The sequence below is a fragment of the Methylobacterium sp. GC_Met_3 genome (genome assembly GCF_026540775.1).
Classification (GTDB): Bacteria; Pseudomonadota; Alphaproteobacteria; order Rhizobiales; family Beijerinckiaceae; genus Methylobacterium.
This window is the reverse complement of the sequence record NZ_JALNUL010000002.1, coordinates 278,781-297,300: the sequence shown is the minus strand read 5'-3', so window position 1 is coordinate 297,300 and position 18,520 is coordinate 278,781. Positions and strand designations below refer to the sequence as shown.

19 protein-coding genes are annotated in these 18,520 nt (G+C 70.4%); 9 read left to right on the top strand and 10 right to left on the bottom strand.

All coding sequences use genetic code 11. The annotated features are described in order from the left end of the window. Positions 1-49 precede the first annotated feature (49 nt). The 3 genes from OXS27_RS04725 (at position 50) to OXS27_RS04715 (ending at position 2,585) form a co-directional block, all read left to right on the top strand. A complete protein-coding gene (locus tag OXS27_RS04725) occupies positions 50-1,285 on the top strand; it encodes a divergent polysaccharide deacetylase family protein (RefSeq protein WP_267354552.1) in 1,236 nt (411 codons plus the stop codon). A 95-nt stretch (positions 1,286-1,380) separates the two neighbouring features. Further along, complete coding sequence (locus OXS27_RS04720; RefSeq protein WP_267354550.1) at positions 1,381-1,932, top strand: RNA pyrophosphohydrolase; 552 nt, start codon at positions 1,381-1,383, stop codon at positions 1,930-1,932. A 23-nt stretch (positions 1,933-1,955) separates the two neighbouring features. Next, positions 1,956-2,585: a DUF2939 domain-containing protein gene (locus tag OXS27_RS04715; protein ID WP_267354548.1), complete on the top strand. Its 630-nt coding sequence runs from the start codon at positions 1,956-1,958 to the stop codon at positions 2,583-2,585. A gap of 47 nt (positions 2,586-2,632) precedes the next feature. Here the strand turns inward: OXS27_RS04715 and OXS27_RS04710 are convergent, their stop codons facing one another. After that, entirely contained in the window at positions 2,633-2,989 is a 357-nt protein-coding gene (locus OXS27_RS04710; RefSeq protein ID WP_267354546.1) for a photosystem reaction center subunit H, read from the bottom strand. A gap of 24 nt (positions 2,990-3,013) precedes the next feature. Continuing rightward, the gene (locus OXS27_RS04705; protein WP_267354544.1) at positions 3,014-3,442 is read right to left on the bottom strand and encodes a response regulator; all 429 of its coding nucleotides are present in this window, start codon (positions 3,440-3,442) and stop codon (positions 3,014-3,016) included. A gap of 207 nt (positions 3,443-3,649) precedes the next feature. Between OXS27_RS04705 and OXS27_RS04700 the strand changes: the two genes are divergently transcribed. The 4 genes from OXS27_RS04700 to OXS27_RS04685 all read left to right on the top strand — a co-directional run bounded on the left by OXS27_RS04700 (position 3,650) and on the right by OXS27_RS04685 (position 7,272). After that, positions 3,650-4,324 (top strand): YoaK family protein, encoded by a 675-nt coding sequence (locus OXS27_RS04700; RefSeq protein WP_267354542.1) that lies wholly within the window; start codon positions 3,650-3,652, stop codon positions 4,322-4,324. Then, positions 4,321-5,334, top strand: a complete 1,014-nt coding sequence (locus OXS27_RS04695; RefSeq protein ID WP_267354540.1) for a WD40 repeat domain-containing protein — start codon at positions 4,321-4,323, stop codon at positions 5,332-5,334. The genes OXS27_RS04700 and OXS27_RS04695 overlap by 4 nt, the downstream gene beginning before the upstream one ends. Positions 5,335-5,403: 69 nt before the next feature. Continuing rightward, the gene (locus OXS27_RS04690; protein WP_267354538.1) at positions 5,404-5,928 is read left to right on the top strand and encodes a DUF2937 family protein; all 525 of its coding nucleotides are present in this window, start codon (positions 5,404-5,406) and stop codon (positions 5,926-5,928) included. A 105-nt stretch (positions 5,929-6,033) separates the two neighbouring features. Further along, positions 6,034-7,272, top strand: coding sequence for a peptide ABC transporter permease (locus OXS27_RS04685; RefSeq protein ID WP_267354537.1), 1,239 nt, complete (start codon positions 6,034-6,036; stop codon positions 7,270-7,272). 4 nt (positions 7,273-7,276) lie between these two features. Here the strand turns inward: OXS27_RS04685 and OXS27_RS04680 are convergent, their stop codons facing one another. Further along, on the bottom strand, positions 7,277-8,284 hold the full coding sequence (locus OXS27_RS04680; protein ID WP_243921138.1) for an alpha/beta hydrolase: 1,008 nt from the start codon (positions 8,282-8,284) through the stop codon (positions 7,277-7,279). Between the two features lie 79 nt (positions 8,285-8,363). Further along, positions 8,364-9,665, bottom strand: a complete 1,302-nt coding sequence (locus tag OXS27_RS04675) for an RsmB/NOP family class I SAM-dependent RNA methyltransferase (protein WP_267354803.1) — start codon at positions 9,663-9,665, stop codon at positions 8,364-8,366. A 211-nt stretch (positions 9,666-9,876) separates the two neighbouring features. Between OXS27_RS04675 and OXS27_RS04670 the strand changes: the two genes are divergently transcribed. After that, entirely contained in the window at positions 9,877-10,062 is a 186-nt protein-coding gene (locus tag OXS27_RS04670; RefSeq protein ID WP_243921140.1) for a hypothetical protein, read from the top strand. Positions 10,063-10,073: 11 nt separating this feature from the next. On the opposite strand, the gene panE is transcribed toward OXS27_RS04670, so the two are convergent. The 3 genes from panE to OXS27_RS04655 form a co-directional block, all read right to left on the bottom strand. Then, complete coding sequence (gene panE / locus OXS27_RS04665) at positions 10,074-11,018, bottom strand: 2-dehydropantoate 2-reductase (protein WP_267354536.1); 945 nt, start codon at positions 11,016-11,018, stop codon at positions 10,074-10,076. A gap of 7 nt (positions 11,019-11,025) precedes the next feature. After that, a complete protein-coding gene (guaB, locus tag OXS27_RS04660; RefSeq protein ID WP_243921144.1) occupies positions 11,026-12,519 on the bottom strand; it encodes an IMP dehydrogenase in 1,494 nt (497 codons plus the stop codon). Between the two features lie 166 nt (positions 12,520-12,685). Beyond that, the gene (locus OXS27_RS04655; protein ID WP_243921146.1) at positions 12,686-13,576 is read right to left on the bottom strand and encodes a DUF3313 domain-containing protein; all 891 of its coding nucleotides are present in this window, start codon (positions 13,574-13,576) and stop codon (positions 12,686-12,688) included. A 217-nt stretch (positions 13,577-13,793) separates the two neighbouring features. On the opposite strand from OXS27_RS04655, the gene OXS27_RS04650 reads away from it, so the two are divergent. Further along, positions 13,794-15,242, top strand: coding sequence for an MFS transporter (locus OXS27_RS04650; RefSeq protein WP_267354533.1), 1,449 nt, complete (start codon positions 13,794-13,796; stop codon positions 15,240-15,242). Between the two features lie 15 nt (positions 15,243-15,257). On the opposite strand, the gene OXS27_RS04645 is transcribed toward OXS27_RS04650, so the two are convergent. The 3 genes from OXS27_RS04645 to OXS27_RS04635 form a co-directional block, all read right to left on the bottom strand. Further along, the gene (locus OXS27_RS04645; RefSeq protein WP_243921150.1) at positions 15,258-15,785 is read right to left on the bottom strand and encodes a DoxX family protein; all 528 of its coding nucleotides are present in this window, start codon (positions 15,783-15,785) and stop codon (positions 15,258-15,260) included. Between the two features lie 71 nt (positions 15,786-15,856). After that, positions 15,857-17,128 (bottom strand): multidrug effflux MFS transporter, encoded by a 1,272-nt coding sequence (locus OXS27_RS04640; RefSeq protein ID WP_267354530.1) that lies wholly within the window; start codon positions 17,126-17,128, stop codon positions 15,857-15,859. 86 nt (positions 17,129-17,214) lie between these two features. After that, complete coding sequence (locus OXS27_RS04635) at positions 17,215-18,501, bottom strand: MFS transporter (protein WP_243921154.1); 1,287 nt, start codon at positions 18,499-18,501, stop codon at positions 17,215-17,217. Positions 18,502-18,520: the final 19 nt, after the last annotated feature.

Here is an 18,520-nt window from a genome sequence, read left to right as displayed (position 1 = left end):
CCGCGCCGCTCCGGCGTGGTTGGAATCGCGATTCCGCATCGAGCGCCGCTTGACCGAATCCAACGACGATATCCTCACGCGCCCCCTCGGGGTGGCGGAGGCCCAGGTGCCGGACCAGCCCAGCGGGCGGTTCGGCCGGATCGTCGCAACCCTGCGCCGGCCGAAAGTCGCGGCTGGGGCGATCGCGGCGGCCCTCGTGGCGTCGCTCGGCCTCGTCGTGGCGCTCGGCGATCCCCAGGGCGGCGAACCCCACGCGGAGGCCGTGATCGTGATCCGCGAGGCCGCGGCGCGCCCGCCGGCTCCGGTCGCTGCCGTCGAGCCGCAGGTCGCCACCACGGCGCCCGGGCAAGGGCAGCTCCAGCGCAGCGCGGAGGAGGTCGAGTCGGCTTCGGGCGTCACGGTGGTGCGCCCGCTGGGCTCCGGCCCGACCGATGCCGTGGTGATCCGTGTCCCGTCCCCAACCGCGCCGCGTCTGGCCGCCGCTCCGGATCCCCGGATCAGCGAGACCGGCCGGCACGGGATCATGCCGAAGCTCGGCGAAGGCCGGGGGCGCGCGCTCGATGTCTACGCCCGGTCCGAGGAACCCGGAACCGGCCCCCGCATCGCCATCGTGGTGACCGGCCTCGGTGTCGGGCAGGCCGCCACGGCCGGCGCCACCGCCCGCCTACCGGCTGCCGTCAGTCTGGCGTTCCTGCCGTACGGCAGCGAGGCCGAGCGCGCCGCGGCGCGGGCCCGCGACGCCGGGCATGAGGTTTTCCTCCAACTGCCGATGGAGCCGTTTGACTATCCGGACAGCGACCCCGGGCCGCAGGGGCTGCTCACGTCCCTCAAGGGACCCGAGAATGCCGATCGCCTCGCCTGGGCGCTGGCGCGCTTTCCCGGCTATGTCGGCACCGTGAACTTCATGGGATCGAAGCTGATGGCGGATGCCGCCTTCGAGCCGATCCTGCGCGAGATCGGCGCCCGGGGCCTCGGTTTCCTCGACGACGGAACCGGCCCGAAGCCGACGCCCGCCCCCCCCAACAAGACCCGCACCCCGGTCGCCCGCGCCGAGATCGTCCTCGACGCGACCCCGCGGGCCGACGCCATCGACGCCGCCCTGGCGCAGGCCGAGGCGCGTGCCCGTGCCAACGGGTTCGCGCTCGTCTCGGCCAGCGGCGCCGCGCTGACGGTCGATCGAATCGCGCGCTGGGCGCGCGACCTCGATACCCGCGGGCTGCGCATCGTCCCGGCCAGCGTGGCGTTACGCGGCGCCCGCGACAAGCGCGTCTCTACGGCTGATTGAGTGCAGGCGCGCTCGGCTCCCGCCAGAATGGATTTCGCGCCGGGTTGGCGCCCTCCGCACCTGGGTGGCGTTGCCGCGGCCCGCGCCACTGACCTATGGTCCGGCTAATGACAACGGATCTGGATCCGGGCAGCCTGCCCTACCGCCCCTGCGTGGGCATCGCGCTGATCGCACGGTCGGGCGGCGTGTTCGTCGGGCGCCGAACCAAGGATGCCGGCCCCGAGCACGTCGCCGGTCCGCATATGTGGCAGATGCCGCAGGGCGGGGTGGACCCGGGCGAGGATCCGGAGGCGGCGGCGCGCCGGGAGCTCTACGAAGAGACCAATGTCCCGCCGGGGGCGATCCGCAAACTCGCCGAGATCCCGGACTGGCTCCCCTACGATCTGCCGCCCGACGTCATGAAGCAGGCCTGGAAGGGTCGCTACCGTGGGCAGACCCAGAAATGGTTCGCCTTCGGTTTCGAGGGCCGGGAGGAGCTGATCGACGTCCTCCAGCCGGGCGGGGGCGCCCACAAGGCGGAGTTCGACGCATGGCGCTGGGCGCGGTTCGACGAACTTCCGGAGTTGATCATACCGTTCAAGCGCCCGGTCTACGAGCGGGTGGTGGCGGCCTTCTCGGGCCTCGAGCGCTGGGCGGACGCGCAGTGACGCGGCAGCCGGGGTCCTGAGGCATGCGCTGGCTCGCGGTCCTGCTCGGGCTCGCCCTCGCGTGGCTCGCCTTCACCATGAGCCCGCTCTGGTCGCTGTACGATCTCGCGCAGGCGGTGCGCCGGCACGACAGCGCCTACATCGAGAGCCACGTCAATTTCCGGACGCTCCGCCTGTCCCTGGTGCGGCAGATCACGGCAGCAATGCGCACCGCGTCGGAGAGCGATCCGGACATCGAGCCGCGCGATCGCCAACGCCTCGGCGATGCCGCATACGGATTGGCCCTGGCCCTGTCCGAGTCGATGATCACCCCCGAGACGGTGATCGACCTGCTCGCCAACGGCTGGCCCGACAAGCTCGATCTCGAGCGGCCGGCCGGCACGCGTCCGGAAGGGCTCGCGATCCACAGCTTCGGGCGCCTGCTGCCGTTCTACACGGCGATGGAGATGCGCGGCTTCCGCGCCGTGGTTGTTCCAATCCCGCCCGAGGCACCCCGCGGACAGCGCACGCGCATCCGGTTGCGGCTGCGCGGGCTGGCGTGGCGCTTGGTCGATATCGAGATGGCCGACATGCTGCGCGACCAGATCGCCGCCAAGCTCGGGAAGGCGCTCGCCCGGGCGAAGATCGGCGCGAGTGCCGGCGAGGAGCGCTGAGGGCTTCGGGAACGACCCGCGAACGGCAACGGAATCCGCGGAGGCGACTACTTCGCCTTCGAGGTGCCGGAGTCCTTGGGCTTGCGCGCCTCGGTCAGGCTTTCGGCCTTGTCCTCGTCGGTGTCGCCGCCCTGCTCGATGGTCTTGGCGGGATCGGCAAGAAGCGACTTGGCCACGCCGAGCAACACCTCGCACTCGCCGGGGAATTTGTAGGTGTCCAGCACGATCGCGGCATCGCGCAGAGTGCGCAGGTCGCGCACCAGCTGGGTGTTGGCGTCGGAGCGCAGCTCGCTCTTGGCCGCGATGGCCTCCTCAATCTGCGCGCCTTTCACGTCGCAGGCCGCTTCAGCGGGCCCGACCGAGAGCGCTGTGGCAAGACCGAGTGCGGGAAGGAAGCGCCACATGGCGAAGGTCCTCGGAGATCCAGGTCAGGCGTGAAGGAGCGCGGCGTTCAGCACGTCGCGGGTGAGCACCACGAGCTGGCTCGGGCGATAGGGTTTCGGCACGAAGACGGAGCCGGGAACGGCGTCGCGGGTCGCAAGTCCGTCACGGCCCCCGGAGGTGTAGACCACCGGCAGATCCGGGCACAGATCACGGGCGCGGCGCGCGAGGGCGAGACCGTTCGTGTTGCGGGCCAGATCGATATCGGTGAAGAGCATATCGACGCTCTCGCGGACCAGGATCGCCTCGGCCTGCCAAGCATCCGCGGCGGTGAGCACTCGATAACCGGCGTCGAGGAGCGTTTCGGCAGCCAGTTCACAGACGGTCGGCTCATCCTCGACGATCAGGATGGTGGCGGCGGCCGAGTCCGGAACACGTAGGGACGGACAGACAAGCGCGGCGGCGAACGGAACCATGACGCTACTCCCACTCACCCGGCGAGGGAACGCTGTTCCCCGACCGGATCGCAGGGACAACGGCCCCTCTCGACACGGCGTTCACCCTGTTTCGATCGAATTGCACGGGTTTGGTGAGTGGCGCGTTAACTGCCCTTGGATACCGATGAACGAGGCCGATGACTTGGTTAACAGGTGGTTACCGGAACCCGACCAGGGAGCGGGATCGTGAACCGGATCCATCAGCTCGGGCTCGGACTACTGCTGACGGGGCTCGCGGGATACGTGGACGCCCTCGGTTTCGTGCGGCTCGGCGGCCTCTACACGTCGTTCATGAGCGGCAACACCACACAGCTCGCGGTCTTCGGCGCGGCGGCCGATCCCCATCGGATGGTGTTGCCGGCGGTCCTGATCTTCGCCTTCCTCACGGGCTCGGTCCTCGGCAGTGGGCTCGCGATCCTCGTGCCGCCCCGCTGGACGACACCCGCGGTGCTCGCCTACGAGTCACTTCTGATCCTCGGCGGCCTCGGTCTCGGACTCGAATCGCCGGAACTCGGCCTCGCCGCCTTCTTCGTCGCCGTGGCGATGGGCTCGCAGAACGCGGTGCTCGCGCAGGTGAAGGGGTTCCGCGCCGGCACGACCTTCGTCACCGGTGCCCTGTTCAGTCTCGGCCATAAGATCGCCCAGGCGCTCACCCGGACCGGGGATCCGCTCGGCTGGGTCGGCGACGGGCTGGTCTGGCTGTCCCTGCTGCTCGGCGCCTATCTCGGGGCGCACGCCTACAGCCTGTTCGCCCTCTACGCCCTGATCGCGCCGGCGGCGCTTTCCGGCGGTCTGGCGCTGGTGAGTGCGATCGTGGTCTTGCGCGCGGGCCCGCCTGCCGCGAAGGTCCCCGCGCAATGAGCAGCACCTTGAGCAACCCCTCCCTGACCCAGCACGTCGCCGCGCTCGATCCCGGCGCCCACGTGATCGCGGCCCATTTTCTGAAAGACGTGCCGGCCCTGGCACTCAGCGACGGCGCGGTCGCGCTGGCGCGGGACGGAGGCCTGGCGCGGCTCGTCGCGCATCCCGAGGCCGGGATTCTGGTTGCGGCCGGAAACGGCCCGCGCCTCCTCACGGGCGGCGATGACGGCCGCATCGTCGAGATCCGGGCCAATGGCACCCTCGAGCAGATCGGCTCCGCCAAGGGGGGAGCCTGGATCGATTCCCTGGCGGTCCACCCGGACGGAGCCGCGGCGTGGTCGGCTGGGCGCCATGTCGTGGCGCGGGATGCCAAGGGCCGCGAACGCACCTTCCAGGCTCCCTCGACGGCGCGCGGGCTCGTCTTCGCGCCCAAGGGCTACCGGCTCGGGATCTCACACTACAACGGCGTCAGCCTCTGGTTCCCGAATCTCGAGACACCCGCCGAGGTGATCGAGTGGAAGGGTTCGCATATCGACGTGACGTGGTCGCCGGACGGCCGCTTCGTCGTCACCACCATGCAGGAGAATGCCCTGCACGGCTGGCGGCTCCAGCCGGATCGCGGCCACATGCGGATGTCGGGCTATCCCGGCAAGGTGCGCTCGGTGGCGTGGTCGTCGGACGGGCATTGGCTCGCCACCGGCGGCGCCGAGGCGGCGATCGTCTGGCCGTTCGATTCGAAGGAGGGCCCGACCGGCAAGCCCCCGCGGGAATGCGGGGTCCGCCCCGCCCGGGTGTCCCGCGTCGCGTTCCACCCGAAGGCACCGGTCCTGGCCATTGGCTACGAGGACGGCTGCATCCTTCTCGTCCGGTTCACCGATGCCGCGGAGTTGCTGGTGCGACCGGCGGTTCCCGGCAGCGCAATTACGGCCCTAGCCTGGGACGGGCGCGGTGGCCGATTGCTGTTCGGCTGCGGTGACGGACAGGCGGGCCTGCTGACGCTTCCCGCATGAGGGCGGCTGGAACCGCCCTAACCGGCGTGCTCTTTGTCGATGTTCGATTCCACGGGCCGGAGGTCTGACGTGTTCCGCGTATTCCGCACCCTCGGACTCGCCCTCGGACTCCTCGGCGGCGCGGTCGCCGCGCAGGCGCCGGAATTCGCGCAGCAATATGCCCAGCGGCTCGGCGGGGCCGCCGACGAACTCCGCCGTCAGGTGGCGGTGCTCGAGTCGGACGCGCAGGCCTCCGGCACGACCCGCGAGGGTGCCGTCGACCGCCTGCGCAGCAATCCCGATCGACTCGTGTCCCGTCGCGGCGCGGCAGCGCAGGCCGACATCACCCGGCTCGCCCGCTTAAGCGCGCAGCAACAAGCCCTGGCCTCGGCGACGAGCCCGCTGGGCCGCGTCGTAGCGATGCTGCGCGACCCCGACATGCCGGTCGCCGAAGCCGCCTATCGTGACTTCAGCCCGGCGATCCCGACCAATGCCGACGGGCTGGCGGCCGGCTTGATCGGGTTCTTCGCCGCCTGGGGCGGCTGGCGGATCGTTTCGGATGTCGGCCGGCGGACGCTACGGCGGCGTCCGCGTGAGGCCGCCACCGTAGCTTGAGCGTGCGCGCACGGCGCTTGGTGTGGCACGGCGTCTACAGCGACTTGCGCGCACCTTGCGTATCGATCAGAGAACCGGCCGTCCCGGTCCGGTAGAAGGCGCAGGATGCCGCGCGCGTCGAACTCGACCCATGCCGATCCGGCGCTCGACGCCGCAGCGCTGCTGCGACGCCTCGGCTTCTTCGGGCTGTTCGTGGTGCTCCCCGTCCTGGCGCAGGTCGCCCGGCGCGCCTCGGTGATCCTCGCGCCGATCGCCGTCATCCTGCTGATCATCGCCAGCGTCATCGACCGGCGGCAGCGGCCGGTGCGGCCGGCCGCGCGAAGGCTTCTGACTGCCCCGGCCTTTCTGGCCGCCATGCTCGTGGTGTTCTGGTCGGCGCTGTCGCTGACATGGACGCCGTTTCTCGGGCCGGGCCTGGAGCGGATCGTGAACCTCGCGGCCACCGTCGGGCTGGCTCTGCTGGGCTACCTCGCCCTCCCCGACCGGATGCGCTCGGCCAATCTGTACCTGCTGCCGCTGGGCGTGGTGGCCGGCGCGATCGTGGCGATCGTGCTCGGCCTGTTCGGCGCCCATATGGGCCCTCCCGGTGCGGAGGATGACGGAGCGCTGGATCGCGGCCTCGTGCTGCTGATCCTCCTGGTCTGGCCTGCACTGGCTTGGCTCCGGTCCCGGCGCCGCGACCGGGAGGCGCTGGCCCTGGCCCTCCTTGTGGCCCTCGCGCTCACCGTCCAGCCCGACGCGACGCAGATCGCGGCCCTGGCGGTCGGCGCCGTCGCGTTCGCGGTGACGAGCTATCGCCAGAACCTCGGCGTGCAGCTGACCGCGATCGTGTCGGCCGTCCTGCTCGCCGTTGCGCCGCTGCTGCCATTCCTGGCGCGGCCGATCGGGTCCGCCGTGCTGGGGCCGCTGACGCCGACGGTGCTGTCGTTGAAGAGCTGGCAGAAGGTGGTGACGACCGACCCGGTGCGCCTGATCACCGGCCACGGCTTCGAGACCGCGCTGCGCGGGCGCCTCGTCGGTCTTCTCCCGCTGAACGCCCCAACGACGGCTCTGTTCGAGTTCTGGTACGAGCTCGGGATCGTGGGCGCACTGGCCGCCGCCTTCGCGCTCTACGCGTCGATCCGCCGGGCCGGGCGCGACGGACCCGCTTTGGTCCCCGGCGCCATGGGCTGCTTCGCGGCAGCCTTCACGGTGGCCTGCCTCAGCGTCGGGCTGACCTCGATCTGGTGGCTGACGACCTTGGCCATCGCGACCGTGGTGTTCGTGGCGGTGGAGCGGGGCCAGTTCCGCACCAGCCGGCCCAAAGTCGCCAAGCTCCACCGCGTGATCGCCAGCGGCAGCTGAACGATCAGCCCCGCAGAAACCCGTGCAGGCGGATCCAGGCCAGGAACAGCCCCGGCCAGGCCGCCGCGGGCGTACCGGGCAGCCCGAGCCCGAAACCGTGTCCGCCGCGCTCGAACAGGTGCAGTTCGGCCGGAACCCGTGCCTTCCGCAGGGCTGCGAACATCAGCAGCGGATGGTCGGCGACCGCGATCGGATCGTCGATCGCCTGTGCCAGGAAGGTCGGGGGCGTCTCAGGGCCGACCTGGAGATCGACCGAGTAGGTCTTCATCTCGAGCGCCGTCACCTCGTCGCCGACGAGGATGCGCCGGGTATGGGTCCGGTCGAACGGCTTGCGCATGGTGATGACCGGGTAGATCAGCCCGGCGAGCGTCGGCCGCACCGGCTGCACGTCGATGGCATCCTCGGCCGGGTAGAGGTTCTGCGCGCTGCCGACCGCGGTCTCACCCATCAGATGGCCGCCGGCCGAAAAGCCCAGTACGCCGACGCGGTCCGGATCGATCCCGAACTCTATGCCCCGCGATCGGACCAGCCGAAGGGCGCGCTGGGCGTCCTGGCGGGGTGCGTCGGGACCGGCCCCCCAACCCTCTGCGGGCAGGCGATAGATCAGCAGGAAGACCGTGATGCCGGCCGCGTTGAGCACGCGCCCCACCGGGACGCCCTCGTTGCCGATCGCGATGTATTCGTAGCCGCCTCCGGCCGCGACGATCATCGCGGCACCGTTGGCATTGGCCGGCCGCATGACCAGCAGGCAGGGCCGCGCCACCCGCGTGATGTCGCCGACGGCGCCCTCGACGTAACGGTATCCATCCGCATCGGGTCCCGGGCCGCCGCCCGGGAGATCACCCGGCCAGAGATCGATCACCTCGAGATCCGCGCCGGGCAGGGAACGCGGCAGGGCCTTGATCGCCTCGTGCGGCGCGGGCTCCGGCGGCCCGTCCGTCGCGGCCGTTGCGGGTTTCAGGCCGACGAGGCTCCCGAGGCCGGCGAGCAGGAGACGGCGGTCCAGGTGCAAGGGCGACTCCTGGCGGTGGGATCGATCGGGCCGCGGTTCCAACGCGGCCGGGCGCAATGGGGTCCCGCGACCGCGCGACTCAGGCGTTCCGGGCGATTACCGCAACGTAGAAGCCGTCCGTGCCGGTCCGGTGCGGGCTCATCTGGATCCCGTGGGTCGTAATCCGGACCGCCTCCCGCAACGAGGCCGGGCCCGCAGCGAGGACCTCGGTCGCCGCAATCACGGTGAACCGCCCGCGCCAGCGCGACAGCAGGCCGGCAACGGCCGCATCGTTCTCGACGGACAGGAGCGAGCAGGTCACGTAGACGATGCGCCCGCCCGGCCTGACCAGCCGCGCCGCCCGGTCGAGAACCTGGGTCTGTTCGGCCGTGCGAAGCGCGAGGCTGCCCGGGCGCAGGCGCCACTTGGCATCGGGATTCCGTCGCCATGTGCCCGATCCGGTGCAGGGCGCATCGACCAGCACGCGGTCGACGGTGCCGTCGAGATCCTCCAGCACGTCGATACGCGCCCGTCCGCCCCGCGGCGACCGCACCTCGGCCCCGGCGCCCGATCGGCGCAGGCGTTCATGGATCGGCGCGAGGCGCCGCGGATCGCCGTCGGTGGCGATCAGGTGAGCGCCGTTCCCGGTCTCGGCCGCGAGCGCCAGGGTCTTGCCGCCGCCGCCCGCGCAGAGATCGACGATGGTCTCGCCGGACTGCGGTGCGGCGAGCAAAGCCGCGAGCTGTGAGCCCTCGTCCTGGATTTCGTACCAGCCTTCCAGGAACTCGGCCTCGACATGGAGCGCCGGACCGCGCCCGTCCGCACCGATCGGGATCCGCAGGCCCTGGGGTGCGTGCGGCGTCGGCTCCGCGCCGAAGGCCGCGAGCGCCGGTAGGATCTCGTCCCGCGGGCCGCGCAGGGTGTTGACGCGGATGTCGAGCGGCGCGCGGCGCGCAAGCGCCTTGAGCTCCGGAATCAGGTCGTCGCCGAGCGTGACCGCAAGGTCCGACAGCACGAAGGCGGGGGCATCGCCGGCAACCTCGGGCGGTGCGTCCTGAAGCGTCGCGGTGTCGAGCCGCGCGCGCTCGTCGTCGGTCAGGGGCTCCGGTGCGAAGCGCTCGCCCGAGAAGAGCGCCGCGACCGAGGCTGCGGCGAGCCCCTGCTGCAGCCGCAACGCTCCGATCAGCACCGCACGCGGCGAATCGGAACCCATGATCCAGGCCGCCGAGGAACGGCGCCGCAGGGCGTCGTAGACGAGGCTGGCGATCCCGGCCCGATCCCCCGAGCCGGCGAACCGATGGGCGAGGCCCCAATCCTTCAAAGCATCGGCGGCCGGCCGGCGGCGCTCGGCGATGTCGGTGAGTACCTCGATGGCGGCGGAGCAGCGGGCGGCGGGTGTCAGCGGTCTGATCCTTTGGAATGAGTCGACGGCGTCGCGAAACGGCCACGCTTGCCCCGCGATGCCGCCATCTTACGGCCGAGCTTCAGGCGCGATCCCGGTCCAGACCACGCGACGTGCGGTCCGCTAGCGGCCTGCAGCGTGTCCTATGGCATCCATCGGCGGCGGACCAGGGTGGTTCGAAGCCAGTTGCGTTCCGGAAGGCTCCCAGCCCATGTCGTCGTCCGTCTCGTCCGCCGTTCGTCTCGCCCTCGCGGGCCTGGTCGCAGCGTCGCTCGCTGCCTGCGCCAGCGCCCCCGCCGCCCAGCCCGATTTCTCGCCGCCGCCGCGCCGGCCCGTCGATGCCAAGACGCAGCTCGAATACGGCAACCCGCCCGCGCCGCCGCCCGGCCGTTACTGAGAGGCGGCGGCTCAGGCCGCCTCCCGCCCCCGCCGCGCCTCGTAGGCCTTGAGGCCGGTATAGACGAGCGTGAGCAGGGGGAAGGCCGTCTCCGGCGTGAGCCGGCGGCCGCGGGCGATCAGGTCGCCGATCACGTGATCGGCCTCGATCCGCCCGCCATTCTTGATGTCGCGCAACATCGAGGCCGTGAAGGTCGATCCCGCCGCCGTGAGCTGCGCCCGCGCCCGCTCGGCCACCGCGGCCCGTGGTGCGTAACCGCTCGCGGTGGCGACGGTCGTGCATTCGGTATGAAGTGCCGCCATCAGATCTGCGCCACGGGGCGCCGCCACGATGTCGCCGACCGCGGCGCGCATCAGGGTTGTGGCCCCGGCAAGCGTCGCCAGGAAGACCCACTTCTCCCACATCTCCAACAGGATCGATTCGCTGAGGCGCGGCTGGAACTTCAGACCGCGCATCAGGGTGTCGACCGCCTCGATCCGGGCCGAGCGCGACCCGTCCCGCTCGCCATAGGTGATGCTGCACAACTCGCTCATGTGGCGGATCGTGCCGTCGGGGGTCAGCGTCGCCGCGATGGCACAAGAGCCGCCGAGCACGCGCTCGGCCCCGAACCGGGCATCGAGTGCGTCCAAATGAGCGAGGCCATTCAGCAGGGGCAGGATCGCCGTCCCCGCACCGACAGCGGGCGCAAGGTCCGAGATAGCGCTGTCGAGGTCGTAGGCCTTGCAGGACAGAACGATCAGATCGAACCCACCGGCCTCGGCCAGCCGGTCGGCCGTGACGGTCGGCGGGCGCGGGATCTGCAGGTCGCCGAGCGGTGAGCGAAGGTTCAGCCCGTCCGCGGCGAGCTTCGCCGCCCGGGCCGGCCTCACGAGGAACGTGACATCGGCGCCGGATTCAGCGAGCCGCGCGCCGTAATAGCCGCCGGTCGCACCGGCTCCGACGATCAGCGTGCGCATCAGATCCTCAAGTCCGCGACGGATAGTTCGGGCTCTCCCGCGTGATCGTCACGTCGTGGACGTGGCTCTCGCGCAGGCCGGCATTGGTGATGCGGATGAAGCGGGCGCGCTCCTGGAATTCCGGAATGGTCGCGCCGCCGACATAGCCCATGGCGGCGCGCAGGCCGCCGGCCAACTGGTGCAGGACGTTCCCCACCGGCCCCTTGTAGGGCACCTGACCCTCGATGCCCTCCGGCACGAGCTTGTGGGTGTCGTTGACCTCGGCCTGGAAATAGCGGTCGGCCGAGCCCCGGGCCATGGCGCCGACCGAGCCCATACCCCGGTACGACTTGTACGAGCGGCCTTGATACAAAAAGACCTCGCCGGGCGCCTCGTCGGTGCCGGCGAGCAGCGAGCCGAGCATCGCCACGGAGGCGCCGGCCGCGATCGCCTTGGCGAGGTCGCCGGAATACTTGATGCCGCCGTCGGCGATCACCGGGATGTCGGCCTCGCCCGCGGCTTCGACGGCCTCGATCAGGGCCGTGAGCTGGGGGACGCCGACGCCCGCCACGATCCGGGTCGTGCAGATCGACCCCGGGCCGATGCCGACCTTGATGGCGTCCGCCCCGGCATCGATCAGCGCCTGCGCGCCCTCGCGGGTGGCGACGTTGCCGGCCACGACCTGTACGGCGTTGGAGAGCTGCTTCACCCGGGCGACGGCGTCGAGCACCTTGATCGAGTGGCCGTGGGCCGTATCGACCACGATCACGTCGCAGCCGGCATCGATCAGGCGTTCGGCCCGCTCGAAGCCGCTGTCACCCGTGGTCGTGGCGGCGGCGACCCGCAGGCGGCCCTGCTCGTCCTTGACGGCGAACGGGTAGGTGACGCGCTTCTCGATGTCCTTGACGGTGATCAGGCCGATGCAGCGGTAATGATCGTCGACGACCAGGAGCTTCTCGATCCGGAACTGGTGCAGCAGGCGCTTCGCCTCGTCCTGGGTCACGCCCTCGCGGACGGTGATCAGGCGATCCCGGGTCATCAGTTCGGCAACCGGCTGGGCGGAGTTGGTGGCGAAGCGCACGTCCCGGTTGGTCAGGATACCGACGAGCTTGCCCCGCGAGCCGTTCGGCCCCCGCTCGACCACCGGAATGCCGGAGATGCGGTTGCGCTTCATCACCTCGAAGGCGTCGGCCAGGGTCTCGTCCGGGTGGATGGTGATCGGGTTCATCACCATGCCGGACTCGTACTTCTTGACGAGCCGGACCTGCTCGGCCTGCTCGGCCGGCTCGAGGTTGCGGTGGATGACGCCCATGCCACCATTGGCCGCCATGGCGATGGCCATGGGCGCCTCGGTCACAGTGTCCATCGCGGAGGCGAGGATCGGCAGGTTGAGCGGGATGCTGCGGGTGAGCCGGGAGGCGACGTTGACCTCGGTCGGCATCACCGAGGAGGCGGCAGGCCGCAAGAGCACGTCGTCGAAGGTCAGACCCTCGATGATCGATGCGGTTTCAATACGGGCCATGCCAACTTTCCTCGGACGGCGGCGCTACGGGTCGCGCTGCGGGATCGGGTTGGCAAGTGCCAGTATCACGGGCTCCCCGATGGCGCCAATGCGCGCATGCCGCGGCGCAACGCGAAAACACGCATGGCTCACGGGTATTTTCGGGCCGCCGGGATGCGCCGCCGGCTCAGCGTACCGCGGGGGCGCGGGGTCCCTTGTCGGTGTATTCGGGCGGCAGGCCGATATAATCGCCAAGGATGCCGTCGATCCCGGGCGCCCGGCCGAAGGCCTCGCAATCCGGATCGAGGGGGGCCTCGCCGAGCGTCGTGATGCGGATGCGGTCCCAGGTCGGCAGGGTGTTGGGCGCCGTGAACGGATCGTCGCCGGTCGCCAGCATGTAGCCGAAATCCTGCCCGAACTCGCCCGCGAGATCGTAGGCGTCGCTCGCACGGGAGAAGCGCGGCTGGCTGGTGAAGGAATTCGCGGCCCCGCCCCACACCATGGCGGCACGCTGCTCACGGCGCCGGTCGAGCGCCTCGGCCTCCACCGTCAGGCTCCCGAGCCCGATCGGAATGCGCGGGATCGGGATGCGCCCAATCCCCTCGGCGACGCTCAAGCCGAACTGCGAGGCGACCGTTACGCCGGCCGAGCCCGCGATGGTCGCGCCGGCCCCGAGGAGGTCGGTCGGATCGACCCGCGTCACCTGCGCCCGGACGGTCAGGTCCGCGTCGCGGCCCGACACGATGTCGTACTTCAGGGATAGATCGTAGCAGAGCGCCCGGTCGGCGGCGTTGGCGATCAGGCGCCGCTCGGCTGGCGTGAGCGGGCCTGCTCCGGCCACGTCAGCGTGGAACGCGGTCGGGATGATGCGCACCGTCCGCACCCGGGTGAGCGCTGGCCGGTCCACGTAGATCCGCGACGCGGAGGCGACCTGATCGCTCGCCTTCAGACGGTCGTAGCGCGTCAGCGAGCCGCGATCGTTGAGCAGAACGGTGCCGCAGGCTGCCACCATCGAGAACAGGGCGACGCCGACGGCGATCCGCGGCAGGAAACGGGCCTTGCTGGGGCTGGACGGCATCGAACTCCTCGCGGCCCGTCCCGGGGACGAAACCTCTTCACAGACCGATCTCACGGCCGCGTGAAACAAACGTAGCCATTAGGCCCCGCTTACAAAAGGTGCCGTCGCTTACCGACACAACTTCTGTGGCAAGATAGATACATTCGCGAAACACCCGGATGCGAGTTCCGCGCCGCCGTCGTGCAACCGGCACGGCGTGATGCGCGTCTGCCCTCCGATGTCCTCCCCCGCTCAAAGACCGTTCTGGATCGTCCCACTGACGGTCGCCACCGCCCTGTTTATGGAGAACACCGATTCGACGGTGATCGCCACGGCGCTGCCCAGTATCGCGGCGAGCCTGAACGAGGATCCGATCGCCCTGAAGCTTGCCCTGACGTCCTATCTGGTCAGCCTCGCGATCTTCATCCCGGTGAGCGGCTGGATGGCGGACCGCTACGGCGCACGCACCGTTTTCCGCGCGGCCCTGGTCGTGTTCATGGCGGGCTCCCTCGCCTGTGCGGCTGCCAACGGGCTGGCGTGGTTCGTCGCCGCGCGGTTCCTGCAGGGCATGGGCGGCGCCATGATGGTGCCGGTCGGGCGGCTGGTCGTGCTGCGCAGCGTGCCGAAATCGCAGCTCGTCACGGCACTGGCCTACCTGACGTTCCCCGCCCTCGTGGGCCCCGTGCTCGGGCCGCCCGTCGGCGGGCTGATCACCACGTGGTTCGACTGGCGTTGGATCTTCTTCATCAACCTGCCGATCGGCTGCGCCGGCATCGTGCTGGCGACCCTGTACTTCGAGGATGTCCGCGAGGCGGAGCGGCCGCCTCTCGACATCCTGGGCTTCCTGCTGCTCGGCTCGGGGCTCGCCGCGCTGATGCTCGGCCTCGCCTCGATGGGTCGTCACCTGCTGCCCGCCACGGTCTCGTGCGGCTGCCTCGCGGGCGGTGCGATCCTGCTGCCGCTCTACTGGGCCCATGCGCGGCGGGTCGCCCACCCGATCGTGCGGCTCGACCTGATGGAGCGGCCGACTTTCCGGGTCGCCATACTCGGCGGCAGCCTGTTCCGGATCGGCACCGGGGCGATCCCGTTCCTGCTGCCGCTGATGTTGCAGGTCGGGTTCGGGCTCGACGCCCTGCATTCGGGGCTGATCACCTTCGCGGCGGCCGCCGGCGCGATGTTCGTGAAGACGTTGGCGCCGAAGATCCTGCGCCGCACGGGTTTTCGGACTTTGATGACGTGGAACGCGCTGGCGGCGGCGGCCTTCCTGGCGGTGAACGGTTTCTACACGGCGCAGACTTCGCATTGGATCATGGTGGCGCTGCTGTTCGTCGGCGGCTGCTCACGCTCGATCCAGTTCACCTGCGTCAACGCCATCGCGTATGCCGATCTCGAATCGCGCGAGATGAGTGCGGCGACGAGTTTTGCGAGTGTCTGCCAGCAGCTCTCCTTGAGCCTCGGCGTGACGCTGGGCGCCCTGGCCCTTGAGGGGACTGCCGGCCTGCATGGCCGGACCCAGATCGAGGCGGGCGATTTCGGGCCGGCCTTCTTCGCGGTGGCAGTGATTTCGGCGGCGTCCGTCTTGGCCTTCCGCACCCTGTCGCCGGATGCCGGTTCCGAAATCTCCGGCCGCCGGATGGTCACCCAGACGCCGCCGGCCGCGACCGAGATGCAGCCGCGGCACGGTTGAGGCGCGTTCCGGCGATCAGGCCGCCGCGCGGGCGGGTGTCCGGCCGGCAGAGCGTTTCCCGCCGCTCCGCGCCGCCGAGGCCTTAGGGGCAGCCTTTCCGGCAACGGGCTTTGCTCTGGGCGCTTCCGCGCCCACGCCGGCACGCCAACCCTGCCAGCTCCAGGCACCGGGGCCCGCAAGGGCATACATGAGGAAACCGCCCGCGAGGCCGAGATCGGCCAGCAGCAACGTGCGTTCGGCGACCGCCGCCGGGCCGACATAATGCCAGAAGGCATGGAGCACGAAGGCGGTCAGCGTCGCGAAGATGGCCAGCGCCAGCCCGGTGAGCCGGGGCAGCACGCCGAGGATCAGGGCCAGCGGCCCGAAGACCTGCACCACCACCGCGCCCGTCGCGACGGCGTTGGGGAACGGCACCCCGCCGCCCGCGAGCGTCAACGCGAAGCCCGAGACGTTGAGCGCCCGCGCGATTCCAGTGGGCAGGAGCGCGGCGGCGAGCAGCAGCCGCGCGGCGAGAAGCGTTCCGTTCTGGGCGCGGTCGAGCATCGGGTATCCGGTCGGTTGGGAGACCTCGGAAGCTTGGCCCGCGCCTCTGAAGACCCGGTTAAGCCCGACGCTCAGCCGGACACGCCGCCCCGGAACAAACGACCGCGCTCGGTCCAGATGACGACGAGGAGCGCCAAGCCGCCCAGCGCGGCATAGCCGATCCCCACCGGCAGCACCGTCCCGTCGAACGCCTGGCCGATCAGGAAGCCACACAGGGCGCCGAGGATGGTCGTGTAGAAGCCGAGGAACGAGGAAGCCGTGCCGGCGATCGCGCCGAGCGGCTCCAGCGCCAGCGCGTTGAAGTTCGGCATCGCGAAGCTGATCAGGAACTGGTTGAGCGCCAGGATCGCCAGGAACAGACCCAGCGGCGGATGCCCGTCATAGGCGAGCCCGACGCCAACCTGCATCAGGCCGACCAGCGTGAATGCGATCACGCCGGCATGCGACAGGGTCCGCATGCCGAGGCGCCGCACGGCCCGAGCGTTGATCAGCGTCGCCGTGCCCATCGCACCGGCCACCAGCCCGAAGGCCAGGGGGAAGAGCGGGCCGAGATGGTACAGGCCGGTGTCGAAGACCTGCTGGGCCGAGCCGACATAACCCATGATGCAGCCGGTCAGCAGTCCGAGCGCGGTGGTGTAGCCGACCGCAACCCGGGACCTCAGCGTCAGGCGTATCGCCGCCCAGGTCGCGGCCGGCGAGAGCGGGCGCCGGTATTCCGGATGGAGAGTCTCCGGCATGCGCCAGGAGAACCAGACGGTCAGCCAGAAGGCCAGGACCAGCATCGACACGAAGACGTAGACCCAGGATCCGAGCGCCAGCATCATGCCGCCGATCGCCGGCGCGATCATCGGCACGATAAGGAATACCATCATGGTGAACGACATCACGCTCGCCATCTCGCGGCCGGCGAAGCGGTCGCGCACGATCGCCACCGACAGCACCCGGCCGCCGGCCGCGCCGATCCCCTGGATGATCCGAGCCGCGAGCAGCCATTCGAAGCTCGGCGCAACCATGGCGAGGCCGCAGCCGATCACGTAGACGGCGAGGCTCGCCAGCAGCACCGGCCGGCGCCCGATCGTATCCGAGACCGGCCCGTACACGATCTGCGCGAAGCCGAATCCGATCATGTAGACGTAGACGAGCAGCTGCAGCCGGTTCGGGTCCGCGACCGCGAAGCGCGCCTCGATCGCCGGGAAGGCCGGCAGCAGGTTGTCGATCGAGATCGCCGTCACCGCCATCATCAGGGCGATGATGGCGACGAACTCGGCGAAGCCCGGACCGGACCAGGCGCGCGACGGGCGTACTTCCTGGGCTGGCGGCACGGGCCGGACTGCGATGGTCAAGGCGGGCCTCGGTCTGCGCGGGAACGGTTCGTTCAGGGCGCCCCCATCGCGGCACGCTTATGACAACTGCGCCCGTCCGGCGCAGTTCAGGCCGGCAGCGGGCGCAGGGCCGGCTCCTGCGGCCTGCGTCCTACGAAGGTCGCCATCAGCGCCGCCACGAGGCAGAGCAGGCCAGCCGAGACGAAGGCGCCGAAATAGGTGCCGGTATCGGTCCGGACCATGCCGGCGAGCCACGCCGCTGAAGCCGCGCCGATCTGGTGCGCGGCGGCGATCCAGCCGAACATCAGCGCGGCGTTCTCCTCACCGAAGGATTTGCCGGCGAGCTGAACGGTCGGCGGCACCGTGGCGATCCAGTCGAGCCCGTAGAACACCGCGAACAGCGACAGGCCGTAGAAGCTGAGATCGAACGAATAGGGCAGGAAGATCAGCGAGAGGCCGCGCAGCCCGTAATACCAAACCAGCAGCTTGCGGGAGTCGAATCGGTCGGTAAGCCAGCCCGAGGCTGTTGTGCCAACGAGGTCACAGATACCCATCAGCGCCAGCAGGCCCGCAGCCGTGACCTCGGCGATGCCGTGGTCGATGCAGGCGGGGATCAGGTGGGTACCGACCAGACCATTGGTCGAGGCGCCGCAGATGAAGAAGGTACCGGCGAGCAACCAGAAATCCTTCGAGCGCAGGCCGATCCGCAGGCCACGCAGCGCCCGCACAGCCGGATTCTCGGTCAGCACGGGTGTCGGCGTCACGACGGTCTCGCCGTAGCGGGGCAGGCCGAGATCGGCCGGGCGGTCGCGCAGGAAGAAGGCCGCCAGCGGGATCAGCGCCAGCGTCACCGCAGCGACCACCAGGGAGACCGAGCGCCAGCCCTGCCCCACCGCGAGGGAGGCGAGCACCGGCAGGAAGACCAGCTGCCCCGTGGCGCTGCTTGCCGTGAGCATTCCGATCACCAGCCCGCGCCGCTTGGCGAACCAGCGTCCGGCGACCGTTGCGCCGAGCACGTTGGCGACCATGCCGGAGCCTGAGCCGACCACGATGCCCCAGAGCAGAACCATCTGCCACGGCGCGGTCATCAAGCTCGTGGCCGCGGTGCCAATCGCCAGGATCAGCAGTGCCGTACAGACGGAGCGTCGCAGGCCGAACCGCTCGATGATGGCCACCGCGAACGGGCCGATCATGCCGTACAGGAAGATGTTGAGCGCGATCCCGACCCCGATCGTCGCCGCGGTCCAGCCGAACTCACGCTCCCAGGGCACGATCAGCACGCTCGGCGTGGCGCGCACGCCGGCACCGATGAGCAGGACCAGGAAGGTCACCGCGGCGACGACCCAGGCATAGTGCAGACGTGGCGCAGAACTCTTCGCGGTAGGGGCTGACATGGGCGGGCTCCGGGGGCGA

Excerpts from the sequence above, each read along its gene's own strand:
- OXS27_RS04685 (WP_267354537.1), top strand. The coding sequence starts at position 6,034 with ATGCCGCGCGCGTCGAACTCGACCCATGCCGATCCGGCGCTCGACGCC.
- OXS27_RS04670 (WP_243921140.1), top strand. The coding sequence starts at position 9,877 with ATGTCGTCGTCCGTCTCGTCCGCCGTTCGTCTCGCCCTCGCGGGCCTG.
- guaB (WP_243921144.1), bottom strand. The coding sequence starts at position 12,519 with ATGGCCCGTATTGAAACCGCATCGATCATCGAGGGTCTGACCTTCGAC.
- OXS27_RS04655 (WP_243921146.1), bottom strand. The coding sequence starts at position 13,576 with ATGCCGTCCAGCCCCAGCAAGGCCCGTTTCCTGCCGCGGATCGCCGTC.
- OXS27_RS04710 (WP_267354546.1), bottom strand. The coding sequence starts at position 2,989 with ATGTGGCGCTTCCTTCCCGCACTCGGTCTTGCCACAGCGCTCTCGGTC.
- OXS27_RS04720 (WP_267354550.1), top strand. The coding sequence starts at position 1,381 with ATGGTCCGGCTAATGACAACGGATCTGGATCCGGGCAGCCTGCCCTAC.
- OXS27_RS04635 (WP_243921154.1), bottom strand. The coding sequence starts at position 18,501 with ATGTCAGCCCCTACCGCGAAGAGTTCTGCGCCACGTCTGCACTATGCC.
- panE (WP_267354536.1), bottom strand. The coding sequence starts at position 11,018 with ATGCGCACGCTGATCGTCGGAGCCGGTGCGACCGGCGGCTATTACGGC.
- OXS27_RS04645 (WP_243921150.1), bottom strand. The coding sequence starts at position 15,785 with ATGCTCGACCGCGCCCAGAACGGAACGCTTCTCGCCGCGCGGCTGCTG.
- OXS27_RS04650 (WP_267354533.1), top strand. The coding sequence starts at position 13,794 with ATGTCCTCCCCCGCTCAAAGACCGTTCTGGATCGTCCCACTGACGGTC.
- OXS27_RS04695 (WP_267354540.1), top strand. The coding sequence starts at position 4,321 with ATGAGCAGCACCTTGAGCAACCCCTCCCTGACCCAGCACGTCGCCGCG.
- OXS27_RS04705 (WP_267354544.1), bottom strand. The coding sequence starts at position 3,442 with ATGGTTCCGTTCGCCGCCGCGCTTGTCTGTCCGTCCCTACGTGTTCCG.
- OXS27_RS04715 (WP_267354548.1), top strand. The coding sequence starts at position 1,956 with ATGCGCTGGCTCGCGGTCCTGCTCGGGCTCGCCCTCGCGTGGCTCGCC.